This window comes from Lactococcus sp. AK05 (assembly GCF_041026685.1).
GTDB classification, from domain to species: domain Bacteria; phylum Bacillota; class Bacilli; order Lactobacillales; family Streptococcaceae; genus Lactococcus; species Lactococcus lactis.
The window spans coordinates 315,782-336,187 of the sequence record NZ_JBFTEI010000001.1; the positions used below are offsets into that span (position 1 = coordinate 315,782).

A 20,406-nucleotide genomic window follows, 5' to 3' on the forward strand; every position below is an offset into this window, starting at 1 on the left:
ACAGAACAAAAAGCTATTACTAAAACAAAAAAATTTTAGTGATGATGGCTATCAGTAAAAATTCAGACGAGTTTGAGCAACTCTCGTTGTCTGATTCACCATTTTATTGGAATTGTGGGAATCTTATTCGGAGGAAAAATGTCAAACAAAAATAAAAAAAATAGAAACAAAAACAAAAATAACAATAATAATAAGCCAAAAAACGAGCAACAAATTGGTGAAAAAACTTTGAAACTTCAAGATTTACAAGATTTTACCGTAGGGCAAATTGTTGAAGAATCAAAACGTGTTGATAAAGAAAATGAAGAAAATGAGTCTGTTTTAGATAAATATATTCGTCAGCACCGTGGAGAAATTGAAGAAGCTAAAAGTAAAAATTTGGATGAATTCATTCAGGCAGAACGTACAAATATAGAAGTTCCGGTTGAAGAAGAAAAAGAAGCTAAGTCAGAAAAACTTCAAGAAGTTTCTAAAGAGGAAATCGAAGAGAATGATGAATTAGCAGCTTCAAAAATTGAAACTGAAAAAGTTACTGACAGTTCTGATTCTGATTTGTCAGCAGAAAATAAAGACTTAGAAGTTGCTGACAAGGAAAGCGAAGAAACTAAAAAATCAAAAAATGATTTAGTTTTAGATCCAGTTGTGATGGTTGACGCCCCTGTCAGTACTTTGCCAGAGCAAAAAGAAGCTCCGCAAGTTGAAGAAGTCAAGAAAACTGAACCAACTGACGAAGAAGAAGCCGAAAGTCCACAAGATGAGAAGGTAGTTGCTGCACCAGTTATGATGTCAGCAAACGAAGTTCCAATGGACGAGCCAAGTGAACCAGAAATTTCGGAAACTGACGCTGACACTAAAACTGATTCAATAATTGACGAAAAATCAGAAATTGAACCAAAAGTAACAGAAGAACCAGCAGAAGAAATTAAATCTGATTCAAAAGAAGATTCTACTGAAAATAATCAATCCCTTGAATCGGGAGCTGAGGAAAAAGTGACAGAGTCACCAAAAGAGACAAAAAGTGATATTCCTGATAAAGTTATTACTGCTGAATCAGTTTCACCTCACTTAATAGCTGAAACAACATCCTTTAAAGCAGATAAAGTAGAAGAAAATGCGGCAAAAATTACTGACGAAAAGTCAAAAAGTCGTAAAAAACCAATCATTATTGGTCTGTGTGCAATTGTCTTAATTGCAGCTGGAGCGATTGGATTTGCCCAATATAATAGTCATCAAAAAGGGAAAACGGTTCAAACTTCTCAAAGCAGTCAGAGTGATTTAGATAAATATCAGAAACAATACGATGCTTTTTTCACTGACAAATCACATACTATTTTGAAAAATAGTCAATTTAGCAAGTTATCAGCTCTTGAAACTTTAGTCGATGCTCACAAAAATTCCATGGCATGGTCAAATGCAGTCTCTGATACAGAAAGCCTAAAAGACCAAATTAATGCGATTAAGAAAGTGAATGCTCTCTTTACTAGCGCAGCAATTACTGACGGAAAACTTGATTCAGCAGCTAAAGTAGTGGCAAATGTAAAAGTTCCAGAAACTCCTAAAACAACCAATGAAACCCTGAATAAATTACTGACACAAGCCATTGATTTAGCTAAGAGCCAAGTTGCCAAGGAAAGTTCAGCTAAAGCGTCTGCAAGTGCAGCAGAAGCCAAAGCGAATCAAGGAGCTACTAGCCAAAGTTCTACATCAAGTACAGCTAGTCAAAGCAATTCTACGACGACTCCTTCGTCAGCAGCTTCAGCAGGTTCAAGTACAAATGCCAGCACAAGTAGTAATGCTAATGGTTTGAGTAGCAACGGAGTTAATTTAGAAGTATCAGCAGCACGTGTCCAACCTCAAGCTGGAGTCAACACGAATGATCCTGCTTTCACATGGGGAGCTGGAATTAAAGAAATGGTTCTGAATAAAGCCCGTGAACGCGGCTATATTACAGGAGATAATTACATTTTAGTTCCAACAGCGATTCATACAACCAATGGTTCCCAAGGTTTCCCAGCCGGAATTGTTAGTGGTTATTACAATCTTTATGCACCAGATGGTCGGTATTTAGTATCAATCAATGCTAAAACAGGTTTCTTTGTTGGTAATGGTTCTGGTCATGCTGACAACTTAGATTATGACGCTTAGAAAATAAAAAATGATCATCATTCAGATGATTATTTTTTTTACTGACAGAAACTTACTGACAGAAACTTACTGACAGAAACTTACTGACAGAAACTTACTGACAAAAATTTACTGACAAAAATTTACTGACAAAAATTTACTGACAAAAATTTACTGACAAAAAAACTTTCGCCAAAATCAGCGAAAGTTTTTTACTTTTATCAATTAATTGTTTAGAAAATTAATAAGTCATGGTCAGTATGAGTGAAACTTTCACAACCATTTTCTGTTACGTAAAGACAGTCTTCAATACGCACACCTACTTTACCAGGAATATAAATTCCAGGTTCGTTAGAGAAACACATTCCTTCTTGAATTACGAGGTCATTTCCGGCAACAATAGATGGATATTCGTGAACGTCCATTCCGATACCATGTCCAAGGCGGTGATTGAAATATTCACCATATCCTGCTTTAGTAATTAAGTCACGAGCAACAGCATCAATTTCATGTGCAGTTACACCAGGTTTAATGAAGTCCATGGCTGCTTGTTGAGCTTCCTTAACGATTTTATGGATCTCAGCATCAAAGTCATTAGGTTGACCAATAGCGATTGTACGTGTCGCATCAGAAGCATATCCGCTACTCATCACACCCAAGTCAAAGAGCAAAAGTTTATTTTCTTGAATTTCAACATTTTCAGGTGCACCATGTGGATTAGCAGCGCGAGCTCCTGATAAAACAAGCGTGTCAAATGACATCTGTGGAACGCCCATACGCTTCATTTCGTATTCAATTTTTGCAACGATATCAGATTCAGTCACACCATTACGTTCAGCAGCAGTGGCAAAACCGATTTCAAAACACTTGTCAGCAAAATCACCAGCAACTTTCATTTTTTCAATTTCATCGGCTGATTTAATCAAACGCATCCGTTCAATCAAAGGAGTCAAATTCACAAAATTAATATCACCAAATTGTGCTTTCAACCCTTCAGTTTTAGCTAAAGGAATATCTGAAAATTCAACAGCAATTGATTTAACATCTGATTTTACATGATTTTTAACAACTTCCCAAGGGTTTTGAGAATCTTCATATCCGAAAATATCCAGACCACTTGTGTGTTCTTTAGCTTTTTCCACTTCCAAAGCAGGAGTAAATAACATCGGAGTTGAATCTCTAAAAATCATCAGCCCAGCAATTCGTTCATGGGGATCAATTGCTAGCCCTGTTAGATAATTTAGAGTTGTCGGATTAGTGATGAAAGTCATATCGACTTCCTTGTCATTCAGAAAAGCTGAAATACGTTCAATTTTGCTCAAAATGGTTCCTCCAATATTTATGAAAATGAGTTTCTTAAATTCTCATGAAAATAAAAAACACTATATCCCCTATTCTACGCTATTTTTATTAAAAAATCACGTAAAAAAACATAGCTGAAGGTTGAAAAGGTTTACAGTTAATGATATAATTTGTAAATGAAAATGGTTTTCATAAATACTATGAATAAAAAGAAAAGAAAGAGGATAGCCAATTATGGTAGAATCAACAACAACAATTTATGATGTGGCACGTGTCGCCGGAGTGTCAATGGCAACCGTTAGTCGTGTTGTAAATGGAAATGCAAATGTAAAGGAAAAGACGCGCCAGAAGGTCTTAGAAGCTATTGCTGAGCTTGACTATCGTCCTAATGCAGTTGCGCGTGGACTTGCAAGTAAACGTACAACAACAGTTGGTGTTATCTTGCCAACCATCACTTCAACTTACTTCGCAGCGATTACTCGCGGAGTTGATGATATCGCTTCCATGTATAAATACAACATGATTTTAGCTAATAGTGATAATGATGTTGAAAAAGAAGAAAAAGTTTTAGAAACTTTCTTATCAAAACAAGTTGACGGAATCGTCTATATGGGTTCATCTTTAGATGAAAAAATTAGAAACTCCCTCAAAAATTCAAGAACACCTGTTGTTTTAGTTGGAACAATCGATGGAGATAAAGAAATTCCATCTGTTAATATTGATTACCATTTGGCTGCTTATCAATCAACTAAAAAATTGATTGATAGTGGAAATAAAAAAATCGCTTTTATCATGGGTTCATTGAAAGACGTTGAAAATACAGAACGTATGGTTGGTTATCAAGAAGCTTTGCTTGAAGCAAATATTGAATTCGATGAAAACCTCGTTTTTGAAGGTAATTATAGCTATGAACAAGGGAAAGCACTTGCTGAACGTTTACTTGAGCGAGGAGCAACTTCTGCAGTAGTATCACATGATACAGTAGCCGTTGGACTCTTGTCTGCAATGATGGATAAAGGAGTGAAAGTCCCTGAAGATTTCGAAATTATCTCAGGTGCAAATTCACCAATTACTCAATATACATATCCAACTTTAACTTCTGTTAACCAACCCCTTTACGATTTGGGAGCAGTAGCAATGCGTCTTTTGACAAAATTAATGCTTAAAGAAGATGTTGAACAAAATCAATTAGTTTTGGATCATGAAATCTTTTCTCGTCGTTCTACCAAATAAAAAATCAAGCCCTTTTGAGGGCTTTTTTTATTTAAAGTAAAAAGTATTTGACATTTGAAGGAAAAGTCGCAATAATAGAGAGATGATAAAAAGAATTTATTCAATAGATTAAATGAATAAATTGTTAAGGAGTTTGATATGCAAGAATTAGATTTAATTATTGTTGGAGCAGGTCCTGTTGGTCTATATGCGGCTTTTTACGCAGGAATGCGCGGTTTATCAGTTGCAATAATTGAATCAGCGCAAGTTCCAGGTGGTCAACCCCAAAATCTCTACCCTGAAAAATTAATCTACGATATTGCTGGCCTACCAGCAGTGACAGGGGCAGATTTGACAAAAAATCTTTTAGAACAACTAGCACAAATCTCTCATCGATTATTTCTTGGGGAGAGCGTTCAAAAAATTGAAAAAGAAGAGGGGATTTTTTCTGTAACGACTGATAAATCAACCAGAAGAGCCAAAGGCGTTTTGCTGACGACTGGTGCCGGCCTTTTGAAACCTCGAAAGTTAGGAATTGATAACGAAGAAACTTTAGCCAATGAAGGAATAATATCTTACTTTATCACTTCTCTAAAAGAGTTTGAGGGAAAAAATGTCGCGGTTTTTGGTGGAGGAGATTCGGCTTTAGATTGGTCATTAATGCTTGAAAAAGTAGCTAAAAATGTTCATTTGGTTCATAGAAGAACTGCTTTTCGTGGTCATGAAATTACAGTTGACCGAGTGATGAATTCCAATGTTCAAGTTCATACGCCTTATACTTTTTCAAATTTGATTGAAAATGAATTAGAATTAAAAAAAATAAAATCAGAAGAAAGCTTGAACTTTTCGATTGATAAAATTTTGGTTAATTATGGTTTTTTAACAAATCAAGTGACTTTAGCTGAAAACTTAGAAGTCAGTCGTAATGGTCGCGTTAAGGCCGATTCAATGATGCAATCCAATATTGAGGGACTTTATGTCGCAGGAGACGCAAGTGATTATCCTGGGAAAATGCCCTTGATGTCCGTTGGTTTTGGTGAAGCAGTCCATGCGATTAATGCCATGACGAAAAAACTTGAATTTGACCACCCACTTAGAGGGGGACATTCTTCATCCATTTTTTAAAATAAAAAGCGTATTCTAAATAGGGGTACGTTTTTTTTATGAAATACGGTATAATAGAGAAAGAAAAATGACTTGAACTTAGCTTCATTAATAAAAATGAGCCAAGTTTTATGAGTGCTTTGTTTAAAAAGCAAAATAAAAGTAAATTGGGAATGTTTGATGATATTAAATTTGATTATTTTAGTAGCCTTGGTTTGGGCTTTCATGGTTGGTTACTCACGAGGCTTGATTTTACAAGTTATCTACAGTTTTGGTACGATTATTGCGGCCTTCATTGCAGCCAGTAATTATAAAGAGTTAGCGCAAAAATTGAGTATTTGGGTTCCTTTTTCAAATGCCACAGAAAACTCACATCTCTTACTTTTTAGTGATAAACTTCTTTTTCAACTCGATGATGCTTTTTATGCGAGCATTTCGTTTTTAGCAATTTTTATTGTCGTTTATGCTATTATCCGTCTTATCGGTTTATTTTTACATTTTGCACTTAGCCCTCTAGGAAGAAATGGGAAAATCATTGCTGGAATTTTAGGATTTGCGGCGACTTATTTTGGTTTACAAATGGTCTTGATGGTCTTGAGTTTGGTTCCTATTGCAGCGGTTCAAAGTCAACTTGATGCTAGTTTTCTAGCTCGTTTTATGGTTTTACATACACCGATTTCATCAGGAATCTTGCAAAACCTTTTTATTGAAAACATTGTCCACATTAATCCTCTAGGATAGTGCTAGGGGAGAAATCTACAGATACAACTTGAAATTTAAATAGAATGAATAAAAAAATTCTCCAAATATTGGAATATGATAAAGTCAAAGAACAGTTTATGAATGCTTTGACGACAGCGCAGGGTCAACAAGAATTAAAAGATTTAAAACCTTTGACAGATAAGGAAAAAATTCAGCTCCTTTTTGATGAAGTTGCTGATTTTCGCTTATTGACCCAAGAAAATGGCCTATTAAAATTAGGAAAAACAAATGATTTAACAGAAATACTCAGACGTCTAGAGCTTGAAGCCAGTCTTTCAGGCAAGGAATTCGTTGAAATAAAAAAAGTGATTCAATTAGGGATTAATATTCAACGCTTTTTTGATGAAGCTGAAAATGTTGAAACACCTTCACTAGCTATTACTTTGGAAAAATTGGTTGATTTATCAGCATTAGTCAAAAAATTAGAAATTTTTGATAATGCGGGAAGTCTTTATGATAATGCCAGTCTCGAATTGATGCATATCCGTGCTTCAATCAAGAGTCATCAATCAGAAATTCGGAAAATCATGCAGGAAATGTTGACCAAAAATCTCTCATCTTTGAGTGAAAATGTCATCACTATCCGAAATGACCGACAAGTGCTTCCTGTAAAAGCAGAAAACAAAAATAAAATTGCTGGTGTAGTTCATGATATGTCCGCTTCAGGTCAAACGCTTTATATTGAACCAAATGCGGTTGTTTCATTAAATAATAAACTTAATCAAAAGAGAATTGAAGAACGCCAAGAAATCACAAGAATTTATCGTGAGCTTGCTAGTCAATTAAAACCTTATAGCTTTGATATAAGACAAAATGCTTGGCTGATTGGTCATATTGATTTTGTTCGTGCCAAGTATCTTTATTTAGCAGCGAATAAAGCGACACTTCCAGAATTAACAACCGATAAAGATATTACCCTTTTTGCAGCTCGTCATCCTTTGATTGAGGCAAAAACTGTTGTGGCAAATGATATCAAATTTGATGCAGGGCTCAATACGATTGTTATTACCGGTCCTAATACGGGTGGGAAGACCATTACTTTGAAAACAGTTGGTTTGTTGACAATATTGGCTCAATCAGGTCTGCCAATTTTAGCAGCTGATGGCAGTCGAATTCATCTTTTTGATGATATTTTTGCCGATATCGGTGATGAGCAATCCATTGAGCAAAGTTTATCAACTTTCTCAAGTCATATGACTAATATTGTTCATATTTTAGCTCAAGCAGATGAAAATAGTTTGGTCTTATTTGATGAACTTGGGGCAGGAACTGATCCGAAAGAAGGAGCGGCTCTTGCTATTGCTATACTGGAAAATTTACGTGAACGAAATGTGAAAACCATGGCAAGTACTCATTATCCTGAGTTAAAAGCTTATGGGGTCGAAACGCAACAAGTAATCAATGCAAGTATGGAATTTAACATTGATAAAATGCAACCCACTTATCATTTGCAACTGGGAGTGCCTGGACGTTCAAATGCCCTGGAAATTTCGAGAAGATTAGGTTTGCCAGAAACCATTATTTCAGTAGCCAGTCAACAAATTTCTGACAGTGAGCATGATGTCAATCAGATGATTGAAAAGTTGGAAGAAAAAACGCGTGAAGTGATTGAAAGTTCAAGAAATATTAAAAAAATTGAACGAGAAAATCAAAGTTTACATAAAGATTTGACGAAAGTCTATAATCAAATTAATCGTGAGCGCGAGTTTGAATTAGAAAAAGCACAAAAAGAAGCTCAAGAAGTAGTTAAAAAAGCGAGTCTTGAAGCGCAAGAAATTTTGAAGAATCTCAATGATAAAGCAGCGTTGAAACCACATGAAATTATTGCTGCTAGAAAAGAACTTGAAGGTTTGGCTCCAACCATTGATTTTTCTAAAAATAAGGTTTTGAAAAAAGCGAAAGCACAAAGAGGACTTAAGCAAGGGGCTGAAGTTAATGTCACTTCTTATGGTCAGCGTGGTAAATTGATTCGTTTAGAAAAAGATGGACGTTGGACAGTTCAAATGGGTTCAATCACGACTCGTTTAAATGAAGATGAATTTGAAGTGATTGAAAGTCCAGAACAAATTCAAGCCAAAAATAAAAATGTCAGCAAGAAGGTGACTTCTAAAGTCAAAGCTCAACTTGATTTACGCGGGATGCGTTATGAAGAAGCAGAACTGGAATTGGATAATTATATTGACCAAGCTCTACTTGCAAATTTGATTCAAATTACGATTGTTCATGGGATTGGAACGGGTGTTATTCGAGAAATGGTACAGAAAAAACTTCAAAAACACCGTCATATTAAATCTTATGAATATGCACCAATTAATGCTGGTGGCTCTGGAGCAACGATTGCTATTTTGAAGTAAAATAATAAATTTCTCAAAATCTATTTTCTTGAAATTTTAAGTGAATTACACTAGAATAGTCTTACTGAAGAAAATTATTTCAATGAAGGAGATAAAATGGAATATAATATTACTGATGCAACGTTTGATGAAGAAACAAAAGAAGGGCTTGTTTTAATTGACTTTTGGGCAACTTGGTGTGGTCCATGTCGCATGCAAGCGCCAATTTTGGAACAACTTTCAGAAGAACTTGACGAATCAGAACTTAAGATTTGCAAAATGGATGTTGATGAAAACCCAGCAACAGCTCAAGGATTTGGCATTATGTCTATCCCAACATTGATGTTCAAAAAAGATGGTGAAGAAGTAAAACGCATTGTTGGTGTTCAAACAAAAGCACAACTTAAAGCCGTTATTGCTGAATTATCATAATAAAAATTACTGACAGAACTTTTTTCTTCTTGAAATAAAGTCTGTCAGTATTTTTTTATATTCAATTCTAGTGAAAAGTTCTGTCAGTAAAAGAGAGTGAAAGCATGGCACATACTGACAAGTCTGTCATTAAAATGAGCGTGACAAAAGGCTTTTAAAATGATATGATTGAGAAAGAAAAATTTCAAAGAAAATAGGGATTTGGAAGGTCAAAAAGACTTTTCAAATTTTGAGGAGTTTAATATGTCAAAGAAAAAAGATACTGAACTTGAAATTATTGATACAGCTGACGGAGCTGTCATTAAAAGTGGAAAAAAAACAATCGCCGAAATTAAAGAAAAATCAGGAAATTTTGTCATTGTTTTTTCAGGTAAAGAAATTGCTACAGTGACTTCTTTTGAAGCAGCTCTTGAAGAAGCAATTATGGCCTATAATCTTTCGATTTAAAGATTTATTTGTGATTGATTTGAAATTTCTAAGTTATAACTTGAAATTAATAAGATAATTTGTTAAAATATTTCTTGTCGTCATAAAGCAATCTTGGGGTATAGCCAAGCGGTAAGGCAAGGGACTTTGACTCCCTCATGCGTTGGTTCGAATCCAGCTACCCCAGTAAAAAAACGTAAAAGGAAACGCTGTTTCCTTTTTTCTTTTTGCGAAAATATGCTAGAATAGGGGAAAGCATTTATGAAAATGTAAGGAGAAGTTTATGAGAAAAACAAAAATTGTTGTTCCAATCATGCTGACAGAGTTAGCAGAGCTTGAGAAAGTTTCTGTCAGTGATTATCGAACAGCAGATATTGTTGAATGGCGTGCCGATTTTTTGTCAGCAGATGAAATTTTAGAGATGGCTCCTAAATTCTTTGAAAAATTTAAAGAAAGTAAGATTTTATTTACTTTAAGAACAGTCAGAGAAGGCGGAAATATTCAAGTTTCTGAAAAGAAATATTTACAGATTTTACAAGAAATTTTGACTTATAATCCCGCATATATCGATGTCGAATTCTTTACGCATGGCCCTTCATTTGCCGCTTTGAAAGATTTTCGGGATAAAATGGTGCTTTCTTATCATAATTTTGATGAAGTTCCGTCCGATTTAACCAATCGGTTGATTAAAATGCACGAAGAAGGAACTGCCTTTGTTAAAGTTGCTGTGATGCCAGAACGTGAATGTGATGTTCTTGATTTATTACAAATCACTCGTGATATGACTTTAGAATACGGTGATCATTTTATCAGCATGGCAATGGGTGACTTAGGACGACTTTCAAGAATTTCTGGCTATTTGACTGGTTCTTGCTGGACTTTTGCAAGTTTAGAAAATTCGAGTGCGCCTGGGCAAATTTCTCTCAAAGAAACAGAGTATATTTTGGATATCTTAGAAAAATAGAGAATGATATAATCAGAGATATTGTTCGGTTATGACAGACAATTTTTTTACTTTTATTAGGACAAATAGAGTGGACCAAAAGCTTTATGAGTGAAAATGTTATAATAGATAATGAAAAAGGACGCTTTGTTCATTAGAAATTAAAAATAGGATTAATTTACTGACAGCTATTCTGTCAGTAAAAAAGGAGAAAAAAGTGGTTATTAGCCGTTATTCACGTCCAGAAATGGCAGAGATTTGGTCAGAAGAAAACAAGTATAAAGCATGGCTTGAAGTCGAAATTCTTGCAGATGAAGCTTGGGCAGAGCTTGGGGAAATCCCAGCAGCAGATGTGAAAAAAATTCGCGAAAATGCAACTTTTAATGTTGAACGCATTCTTGAAATTGAAAAAGAAACACGTCATGATGTGGTAGCATTCACACGTTCTGTCAGTGAATCATTGGGTGAAGAACGCAAATGGGTTCATTATGGTCTGACATCAACAGATGTCGTTGATACAGCTTATGGTTATCTTTATAAACAAGCTAATGATATTTTGCGCAATGACCTAAAAAACTTTGTAGAAATTGTTAAAAATAAAGCTTTAGAGCATAAATACACAGTAATGATGGGGCGAACTCACGGCGTTCACGCTGAACCAACAACTTTTGGCTTGAAATTAGCCACTTGGTACAGCGAAATGAAACGAAACATTGAACGTTTTGAACATGCTGCGAAAGCTGTTGAAGCTGGGAAAATTTCTGGTGCTGTTGGAACATTTGCTAATATTCCTCCATTTGTTGAAGCCTATGTTTGTGAAAAATTAGGGACTCGTCCACAAGAGATTTCAACACAAGTCTTACCACGTGATTTACATGCAGAATATTTCCAAACGTTGGCGCTCATTGCGACATCAATTGAACGCATGGCCACAGAAATCCGTGGATTACAAAAATCTGAACAACGTGAAGTTGAAGAATTCTTTGCTAAAGGTCAAAAAGGCTCGTCAGCAATGCCACACAAACGTAACCCAATTGGTTCTGAAAATATGACAGGTTTAGCCCGCGTCATTCGTGGACATGCAATTACAGCTCTCGAAGATGTTAGTCTTTGGCATGAACGTGACATTTCACACAGTTCTGCTGAACGTATCATTGCACCTGATACAACAGAATTATTGGATTATATGTTGAACCGCTTTGGGAATATCGTTAAAAACTTGACTGTTTTCCCAGAAAATATGAAACGAAATATGGATGCGACTTTTGGCTTGATTTACAGCCAACATGTCATGTTAATGTTGATTGAAAAAGGAATGACGCGTGAAGCAGCTTACGATTTAGTTCAACCTTTGACTGCAAAATCTTGGGATGAACAAGTGATGTTTAGACCATTGCTTGAAGAAAATGAACAAATTCGTCAGTATTTGAATGATGAAGATATTGATAAAGCTTTTGATTACAATTATCATTTAACAAGAGTCGATGAAATTTTTGACCGTGTCTTTGATTAATAAGAAAGCCTACTAAAAAGTAGGTTTTTTTGTTATTAAAACGAAATATAAAAAGGATTGACAAAATTAATGAAAACGGATACAATTATAAATGTAAATATGAGAACGTTCCCACATGTGAAAGGAGGAAGTAATGACAACCATCAAACAAGTTGCGCTTGAAGCAGGAGTTTCAAAGTCCACTGTTTCTCGTTTTATTGCTCAGAATGGATATGTAAGTGATGAAGCCAGAGAAAAAATTGAACGAGCAATTAAAAAACTAAATTTCAGACCCAATCTTTCTGCCCAATCTTTAAAAACTAAAAAGAATCAGCTTGTTGGACTATTATTGCCAGATATCTCCAATCCTTTTTTCCCAATGCTAGCCAAAGGAGCAGAGGAATTTTTAAAAGAAAAAGGTTACCGTGTGATGCTCGGAAATATTGGAGAAAAGAATCAATCTGAGCAAGATTATTTGAAAGTTTTGATTCAAAGTAATGCTGCTGGCATCATTTCAACCCATGATTTTAAAGACGACTTTCCTGATTTGGATATTCCAACTGTAATCGTGGACCGAGTAGGCCATAAAAGTAACTATGGTGTTTTTTCGGACAATGAGTCAGGTGGACGATTAGCAGCAAAAGTGATTGTAACAGCGGGAGCAAAAAAAGTCGCTGTAGTCAGCGGTCCTTTGAATGCCACAAATATTAATAATCGTTTTAAAGCAAGTATTGCTTATTTAAAAGAAAAACAAGTTGATTTTAAAGCTTTTTACAGTCAAAGTTATGATTTTGAAGAAATTCAGAAAGAGGCGAGAGAAGTGCTTGCCAATGAAGAAAACTTTGATAGTATCATTGCACCATCGGATATTCATGCCATGGCTTATATCCACGAAATTCATCGTTTAAACAAGAAAATTCCTGAGGATATTCAAATTATTGGTTATGACGATATTCAAATGAGCCAATTCATTTATCCAGCACTCTCAACCATTCATCAATCTGCTTATCAGATGGGACTTGAAGCTGCTCAACTTATTTATAAAATCGCGACTGACCAAGCAATTGAAAAGTCTAAAATTGAACTCCCTGTTCATTATGTAGCGCGTGAAACAATTCGACAAAAGAGAAAAGAATGAGGAAAAATTAATGACAAAAGTAAGTGTTATAGGAAGTATTTCAATGGATTTAGTCACAAGGACTAACCGAGTGCCAAATGCTGGAGAAACCGTATTTGGTGAAGATTTCGCTATGGTTCCCGGTGGAAAAGGAGCAAACCAAGCCGTTGCTTTTGCTAGACTTTCTCCTAATGAAGTAAGCATGATTGGAGCAGTAGGCAAGGATGCTTTTGGTGAGAGTGTTTTGCAAAACTTCAAAGAAAATGCAGTTCTTTTTGAAAATGTGGGAACGATACCACAAACAACAGGAATTGCTCAAATTACTCTCTATGATGATGATAATCGTATTATTATTATTCCAGGTGCTAATAATGAAGTTCTACCAAGTTATCTAGCAGACCTTTGGGAGAAAATTAAAGAAAGCCAACTTGTTATTCTACAAAATGAAATTCCACATGAAACAAATCTAGCGATTGCTAAATTCTGTAAAGAAAATGCGATAAAAGTTCTTTATAATCCAGCTCCAGCAAGAAAAACAGATTTGGAAATGATTGATTTTGTTGATTATATCACACCGAATGAACACGAATGTAAGGAACTTTTTCCGAATTTAGCACTTGAAGAAATTCTCAAAAAATATTCAAATCGTCTGATTGTCACCTTAGGAAGTGAAGGAGTCATTTTCCACGATGGAGAGACTCTTCAAAAAATTCCCGCCATAAAAGCTAAGGTTGTAGATACAACTGGTGCAGGAGATACATTCAACGGAGCCTTTGCCTTTGGTTTGACTGAGAACTTATCAATTAGTGATTCTATCAGATTAGCTGTCGTTGCTTCTCATTTATCTATTCAAAAATTTGGCGCACAAGGTGGGATGCCAAAGCTATCAGAAGTTAAAGCAAAATTAAAAGAACTTGAAATTAATCTCTACTAAAAAAGAAAGAGAGTTAAATTTATGAAAAAAGAAGGAATACTAAATAGTGAATTAGCAAAAATTGCTGACGATTTGGGCCATACTGACCAAGTTTGTATAGGAGATTTAGGACTACCAGTACCAGTAGGTACCCCCAAAATTGATTTATCCCTGACAAGAGGAAAACCCAGTTTTCAAGAAGTGCTGGACATCTATTTGGAAAATATTTTAGTTGAAAAAGTCTATCTTGCTGAGGAAATAAAAGAAAATAATCCTGAACAGTTAGCGATTTTACTGACAAAATTATCAGCAGATGTTGAAATAGTTTTTGTCAGTCATGAGACCTTAAAATTAATGAATCATGAGGTCAAAGCAGTGGTGAGAACAGGAGAAAATACACCTTATTCAAATATTATTTTACAATCAGGTGTCGCTTTGTGAAAAAGGAGGAGGTCAATTTTGAAAATAGAAATGAAGAACATTTCTAAATCATTTGGAACGAATAAAGTTCTTGAAGCAATTGATTTAACGATTAATTCAGGAGAAGTTCATGCCTTACTGGGAGAAAATGGGGCTGGAAAATCTACTTTGATGAATATTCTAACTGGTCTATTTCCAGCTTCTGGTGGGGAAATTGAGATTGACAGTGAAAAGAAAATTTTTAAAAATCCTCAGGAAGCAGAAGAATTTGGAATTAGTTTTATTCATCAGGAAATGAATACTTGGCCTGATTTAACAGTCTTAGAGAATCTTTTTTTAGGACGAGAGATAAAAAATAAATTTGGCATTTTAGATACGAAGGCCATGCGAAAAAAAGCAAATTTTGCTTTTGAACAGCTGGGAGTAAAAATTGATTTAGACAAAGAAATTGGTAATTTATCAGTTGGTCAGCAACAAATGGTTGAAATAGCTAAAAGTTTTTTATCTGATTTAAAAATTTTGATTATGGATGAACCAACAGCAGCATTGACCGAAAGAGAAACAGAAAGATTGTTTTCAGTTATTGCTGGTCTAAAAAATCAAGGGGTTGGAATTATTTATATTTCTCATCGAATGGAAGAAATTTTTAAAATCACAGATTGTGTAACTGTCATGCGTGATGGCCTAGTCATTGATACACAAAAGACGAAAGAAACCAATGTTGATGAATTAGTTAGAAAAATGGTTGGTCGGTCAATTACAGATTACTATCCCCAAAAAAATGCTGAAATTCGAGAAATTGTATTTGAAGCCGACCATTTATCGGCAGAATCTTTTAAAGATATTTCATTTTCAGTTCGTTCAGGTGAAATTCTCGGATTTGCAGGACTCATGGGAGCTGGTAGAACTGAGGTCATGCGAGCAATTTTTGGAATTGATAAGCTAAAATCAGGCACGATAAAAATTAATGGAAAGAGTCTAACTATCAATAACCCGGCACAAGCAATCAAAGAAGGAATTGGCTTTTTAACAGAAGACCGAAAAGATGAAGGACTTGTTCTTGATTTCTCAATAAAAGATAATATTACTCTTCCGAGTACAAAGGATTTTATTCATCATGGCTTCTTTGACGATAAAACAGCAACAACTTTTGTTAAACAACTCTCTGAGCGTCTTAATGTTAAAGCGACAGATGAAGAACAAATAGTTGGTTCTCTATCTGGAGGAAATCAACAAAAAGTTGTCCTTGCCAAATGGATTGGCATTGCGCCAAAAGTTTTAATCTTAGATGAACCAACACGAGGAGTCGACGTGGGAGCCAAGCGTGAAATTTATCAATTAATGAATGAACTTGCTGAACGTGGTGTTCCAATTATTATGATTTCAAGTGATTTACCCGAAATTCTTGGTGTTGCAGACCGAATTGCAGTGATGCATGAAGGAGAAATAGCAGGAATTTTAGCCAAAAATGAAGCAACACAAGAAAATGTGATGCAGCTCGCAACAGGAGGACAATAAGTGTGAAAGCTCTATCTCAAAAATTCAGTTCTTTAACGACAATGATTGCTCTGATTGTTTTGATGATTATCATTACATGTATCAATCCCAACTTTATGACGGCAAATAATTTGCTAAATTTACTCTTACAAGTCACGGCTAATGGATTTATTGCCTTTGGGATGACCTTCGTAATTCTAACTTCAGGAATTGACCTGTCAGTTGGCGCAATTTTAGCCCTTTCAAGTGCAGTGTCCGCAGGTTTTATAGCCCAAGGAATGCCTTTACCGCTAGCAGTAGTCTGTGCGTTAATCATTGGTGCTTTTCTCGGAGCGATCAATGGTGCACTTATTGCCTATGGGAAATTGGCACCTTTCATTGTAACTTTAGCTACTCAAATGGTTTACCGCGGAGCAACCCTTGTTTTTACTGATGGTAATCCAATTACTAAACACATGGATGGCTATTTCTTAGCCTATATTGGACAAGGTTATTTACTGGGTATTCCTTTCCCTGTTATTTTAATGATTCTTGTTTTCATTGTTTTATGGATTTTGCTTCATAAAACAGCCTTTGGTAAATCAGTTTATGCTTTGGGTGGTAATGAAAAAGCTGCTTATATTTCAGGAATTAAACTAAATAAAGTAAAAATTGCCATTTACACTTTATCTGGAGCAATGTCCGCAATTTCTGGTTTAATCATCAGTTCTCGTTTGTCATCAGCAACGCCACAAGCAGGATCTGGCTATGAAATGTATGCAATCGCTGCCGTTGTCCTTGGGGGAACCTCTCTAATGGGAGGGAAAGGGCGTATGTTTGGGACGATGATTGGGGTATTAATCATTGGTGTTCTAAATAATGGTTTAAATATAATTGGTGTGTCAGCCTTTTGGCAACAAGTCATCCAAGGATTAGTTATTCTCGTTGCAGTTCTTATCGATGTCATTCGTAGCAAACGGAAATAGGAGAGTTGAACATGAAATTAATAAAAAAATTAACTTTTGCTTTTGTAGCTACTTTAGCAGTCTCAACTTTGACCGCATGTAGTCTTTATACCGGCATCCCAGGCCGTGATGGAAAAGAAAAAGTAGAAGAGGTAACGCATAAGAAACCAAATGAATTAAATATTGGTGTTTCTATTTCGACAACAAACAATCCTTATTTTGTTTCAATGAACAATGCGATTAAATCAATGGCCAAAGAAAAAAATACAAAATTAACGGTTTCTGATGCCCAAAATGATTCTGCAACACAATTAAATAATGTTCAAAATTTCATCAGCCAAAATGTGGATGCGATTTTAATTAATCCTGTAGATTCTGATGCCATTGTTCCAGCCATTAAAGCAGCCAACAATGCGCATATCCCAGTGATTGCAATGGATAGAGGTTCAAATGGTGGAACAGTTTTAACAACCGTTGCCTCTGATAATGTGGCCGCTGGAAAAATGGCGGCTCAAGCCGTTGAAAAATTGGTTGGGAAAAACGTAAAAGTTCTGGAACTTTCTGGAACGCCAGGCGCTTCGGCAACAATAGACCGTGGCAAAGGATTTAATAGTGAAGCTAAGACCTTAGGCTTAAATATATTATCCAGTCAATCAGCTAATTTTGACAGAACAACTGGCTTAAATACGACTCAAAATATGCTCCAATCTCATAAAGACGTCCAAGCAATCTTTGCGCAAAATGATGAAATGGCACTGGGAGCAGCTAAAGCTGTGCAATCCACCGGACAAAAAATAGCCATTTTTGGAATTGATGGTGAGTCTGAAACACATGATGCCATAAAAGCAGGGACAATGACCGCAACGATTGCTCAACAACCAGCTAAAATTGGTGAAATGGCTTTGCAAGCTACCTATGATTATTATCAAGGTAAAAAAATAGCACATATGATAAATTCGCCAATCTATCTTGTGGATAAAGATAATGTTGATGAGCACCAATGGTAGTATAAAAACAAAAACTCTGTCGCTAGGACAGAGTTTTTTTATTTTTAAAAATAAAGATGAATAATGAATAAAAATATAAATTTGTCCAAGTGACATTTTAAAACTTCGCAAAAAGTAAAATTTATAATATAATAGATAGCTGGGGCTCTTTTAGGTTTGTAAAACTAAAAAGAGTTTATCCTCTAAAAAAAGGAGAAAAAATGGGAGAAAATACTGTTCCTCAAAAATCTAGTGATAATGCGGGTTCAATAGTGGCTTTAATGGTGGCCCTATTGGTAGCAATCTTTGCTTTTCAGCTCAATGCTTCAATGCTCTCGCCTGCTTTGGTTACCATGCAGACCCAATTACACACGACAGCTTCGTCTATAGCACTAACACAAACCATCTTTTTTACAGCTGCGGCCTTATTTGCTCTATTTTTGCCTCGTTTGGCGGATTTGATTGGACGAAAAAAAGTTCTAATTGGAATGCTTACTTTGACAATGATTGGTTGTCTTATCTCAGGATTTGCTACAAATGTGGGGATTTTGATGATTGGTCGTATTTTACAAGGTGCTGCTGGCCCTGTGGTTCCGCTTTGTTTAATTATTCTGCATGTGAAAGTGCGTGATGAGAAGAGATATGCAAAATTAATGGCCATACTCACTTCAATCAATGGTGGAATTGCTGGGGTTGATGCATTAGCAGGTGGTTGGCTAGTAAGTCATGGTGGATTTCGTTCTGTATTTTTTGTTATGGGAATTACTGCGGCACTTGCTATTCTTTTAGTAAGTTTTGGAACGCAAGAGTCAACTGCAAAAGATACACCAAAAATGGATTGGAGCGGAGTCATTCTTTTAGTTGTGGCAATGGGTGCGCTCTTGAGCGCGGTGAATGCCTTGCAAGGAAGTTTTGGAAATCTTGGACTTCCTAATTGGCTTTTAGCTTCACTCTTGGCTCTTTTAGGTTTGATTTGTTTTGTTGGATTTTGGCAAGTTGAAAAACGAGTGAATCATCCAATGGTTCCTATTCATTATTTGAAACAAAGAAGAACTTGGGGGTTATTAATTACAACTCTCCTAACGATGACTGGTGTCTTTGCAATTATGAATGGTATTATTCCAGCTTTGGGTCAAGATGGTAAGTTTGGTTTGGGACTTGGGGCAGATATGGTTTCTCTTGTTACCCTTACTCCTTATGCGCTTGCTGGCTTATTCTTTGGACCTGTTTCAGGATTCTTGGCTGCTCGCTTTGGCTTTACAAAAGTCCTTCGGGTTGGACTTTTAACGACGATTATCGGTATTGGTTTGGCCGTTGTTGGAGTGCTACAACCTTCAATCTGGCTTTTATTGTTGGTATCTACCTTCATTGGGATTACCTATGCTGGAATAACAAATATTATGTTAAATGGTCTGGGAATCGTGCTTTCACCAGAGGATAATCCAGGTTATCTTCCGGGCTTAAATGCAGGAATGTTTAATCTAGGAGCTGGTATCAGTTTCATTATCTTGTACGCAGTGCCAACGCTTTTACATACCAGTGTTGGTGGAAGTAGTTCTGGTTATATTTCTGGAATTGTCACAGGATTGATTCTTGTTATTATTGCTTTCTTTACTTCATTTTTAATTCCAGATTCTAAAAATGTAAAATAAATGAGTTACTTATAAAAAAACTCTGTCGGAATTCCGGCAGAGTTTTTTATTCGGGTAAATTATCAAAGTATTCAGGAAAAGCTTGTAAAACTGCCATTTCTTCGTCAAACATCAAGTGCAAATGTTTGGCAGCTGCTGTGACAGCTTGTTCTCCATCATGATTTTCAACAGCGGAGAGTATTTCCTTGTGTTGCTCAATCAAGGTATTCCATGGTAAATCAGAAATCGCAAGACGTAACCAACGGAAACGATTGAACTGAATATTAATGGTTTGAAGCCAGTCCCAGACTTGGGCATGGTTAGTCATTAAATAAAAAGTTTTATGAAATTCTTCATCAGCATTAAAAAAATTGTGATATTCTGCTTTAGCAGCATATCGTTCTTGAAGTTCAATTGCATCACGTGCTTGATTGAGTAAAAGATTATTATTCTCTAAAGACGCGGCTTCGGAAACGATTTTTGCTTCTAAATTTTCTCGAATGAATCGAGCATTGATGGCAGCATCTAAATCAATTTTTGTGACGTAGGTTCCTGACTGAGGGATACTGTAAATGAGTCCATCACGACGTAAACGAAGAAGTGCCTCTCTGACAGGAGTTCGGCCTAATTGCAAATCAATTTCGATATTTTTTTGTGAAATTTTTTGTCCAGGACGATATTCATTCCTGAGAATTTTGCCTGTAATTTGTTTGTAGGCCTGATTCTGTAGATTAAAATTCAATTCATTCATTCTGTAATTATAGAGCA

At 35.7% G+C, this 20,406-nt stretch carries 18 protein-coding genes and 1 tRNA gene; 17 read left to right on the forward strand and 2 right to left on the reverse strand.

All coding sequences use genetic code 11. The annotated features are described in order from the left end of the window. The first annotated feature begins 138 nt into the window (after positions 1-138). Complete coding sequence (locus AB6B24_RS01555; protein WP_311805661.1) at positions 139-2,145, forward strand: cell division site-positioning protein MapZ family protein; 2,007 nt, start codon at positions 139-141, stop codon at positions 2,143-2,145. 212 nt (positions 2,146-2,357) lie between these two features. On the opposite strand, the gene AB6B24_RS01560 is transcribed toward AB6B24_RS01555, so the two are convergent. Beyond that, complete coding sequence (locus AB6B24_RS01560; RefSeq protein ID WP_103055011.1) at positions 2,358-3,446, reverse strand: Xaa-Pro peptidase family protein; 1,089 nt, start codon at positions 3,444-3,446, stop codon at positions 2,358-2,360. 214 nt (positions 3,447-3,660) lie between these two features. Between AB6B24_RS01560 and ccpA the strand changes: the two genes are divergently transcribed. The 16 genes from ccpA to AB6B24_RS01640 all read left to right on the forward strand — a co-directional run bounded on the left by ccpA (position 3,661) and on the right by AB6B24_RS01640 (position 19,659). Further along, positions 3,661-4,659 (forward strand): catabolite control protein A, encoded by a 999-nt coding sequence (gene ccpA, locus AB6B24_RS01565; RefSeq protein ID WP_311803046.1) that lies wholly within the window; start codon positions 3,661-3,663, stop codon positions 4,657-4,659. Between the two features lie 138 nt (positions 4,660-4,797). Further along, positions 4,798-5,763 carry an NAD(P)/FAD-dependent oxidoreductase gene (locus AB6B24_RS01570; protein ID WP_311803047.1) on the forward strand — a complete coding sequence of 322 codons (966 nt, stop codon included), beginning with the start codon at positions 4,798-4,800 and terminating at the stop codon, positions 5,761-5,763. Between the two features lie 159 nt (positions 5,764-5,922). Continuing rightward, a complete protein-coding gene (locus tag AB6B24_RS01575; protein WP_003129445.1) occupies positions 5,923-6,483 on the forward strand; it encodes a CvpA family protein in 561 nt (186 codons plus the stop codon). 44 nt (positions 6,484-6,527) lie between these two features. Then, positions 6,528-8,858, forward strand: coding sequence for an endonuclease MutS2 (locus AB6B24_RS01580; protein WP_311803048.1), 2,331 nt, complete (start codon positions 6,528-6,530; stop codon positions 8,856-8,858). Between the two features lie 96 nt (positions 8,859-8,954). Further along, positions 8,955-9,269, forward strand: coding sequence for a thioredoxin (gene trxA, locus AB6B24_RS01585; RefSeq protein WP_003129442.1), 315 nt, complete (start codon positions 8,955-8,957; stop codon positions 9,267-9,269). Between the two features lie 243 nt (positions 9,270-9,512). Next, on the forward strand, positions 9,513-9,716 hold the full coding sequence (locus AB6B24_RS01590) for a DUF2969 domain-containing protein (protein WP_010906074.1): 204 nt from the start codon (positions 9,513-9,515) through the stop codon (positions 9,714-9,716). Positions 9,717-9,810: 94 nt separating this feature from the next. After that, a tRNA-Gln gene (locus AB6B24_RS01595) sits at positions 9,811-9,882 on the forward strand. A 96-nt stretch (positions 9,883-9,978) separates the two neighbouring features. Continuing rightward, entirely contained in the window at positions 9,979-10,659 is a 681-nt protein-coding gene (gene aroD, locus AB6B24_RS01600) for a type I 3-dehydroquinate dehydratase (protein ID WP_012898244.1), read from the forward strand. Positions 10,660-10,855: 196 nt separating this feature from the next. After that, on the forward strand, positions 10,856-12,151 hold the full coding sequence (gene purB / locus AB6B24_RS01605) for an adenylosuccinate lyase (RefSeq protein ID WP_311803049.1): 1,296 nt from the start codon (positions 10,856-10,858) through the stop codon (positions 12,149-12,151). Between the two features lie 133 nt (positions 12,152-12,284). Further along, on the forward strand, positions 12,285-13,268 hold the full coding sequence (locus tag AB6B24_RS01610; protein ID WP_311803050.1) for a LacI family DNA-binding transcriptional regulator: 984 nt from the start codon (positions 12,285-12,287) through the stop codon (positions 13,266-13,268). A gap of 10 nt (positions 13,269-13,278) precedes the next feature. Then, positions 13,279-14,181 (forward strand): ribokinase, encoded by a 903-nt coding sequence (gene rbsK / locus AB6B24_RS01615; RefSeq protein ID WP_195936065.1) that lies wholly within the window; start codon positions 13,279-13,281, stop codon positions 14,179-14,181. A gap of 21 nt (positions 14,182-14,202) precedes the next feature. Then, entirely contained in the window at positions 14,203-14,601 is a 399-nt protein-coding gene (gene rbsD / locus AB6B24_RS01620; protein WP_311803051.1) for a D-ribose pyranase, read from the forward strand. Between the two features lie 18 nt (positions 14,602-14,619). Next, entirely contained in the window at positions 14,620-16,098 is a 1,479-nt protein-coding gene (locus AB6B24_RS01625) for a sugar ABC transporter ATP-binding protein (RefSeq protein ID WP_311803052.1), read from the forward strand. A 2-nt stretch (positions 16,099-16,100) separates the two neighbouring features. Continuing rightward, a complete protein-coding gene (locus tag AB6B24_RS01630; RefSeq protein WP_010906070.1) occupies positions 16,101-17,042 on the forward strand; it encodes a ribose ABC transporter permease in 942 nt (313 codons plus the stop codon). Between the two features lie 11 nt (positions 17,043-17,053). After that, complete coding sequence (locus AB6B24_RS01635; RefSeq protein WP_311805666.1) at positions 17,054-18,028, forward strand: substrate-binding domain-containing protein; 975 nt, start codon at positions 17,054-17,056, stop codon at positions 18,026-18,028. 200 nt (positions 18,029-18,228) lie between these two features. Next, positions 18,229-19,659 (forward strand): MFS transporter, encoded by a 1,431-nt coding sequence (locus AB6B24_RS01640; protein WP_010906068.1) that lies wholly within the window; start codon positions 18,229-18,231, stop codon positions 19,657-19,659. Between the two features lie 46 nt (positions 19,660-19,705). Here the strand turns inward: AB6B24_RS01640 and AB6B24_RS01645 are convergent, their stop codons facing one another. Continuing rightward, positions 19,706-20,389 (reverse strand): GntR family transcriptional regulator, encoded by a 684-nt coding sequence (locus AB6B24_RS01645; protein ID WP_047205908.1) that lies wholly within the window; start codon positions 20,387-20,389, stop codon positions 19,706-19,708. Positions 20,390-20,406 lie beyond the last annotated feature (17 nt).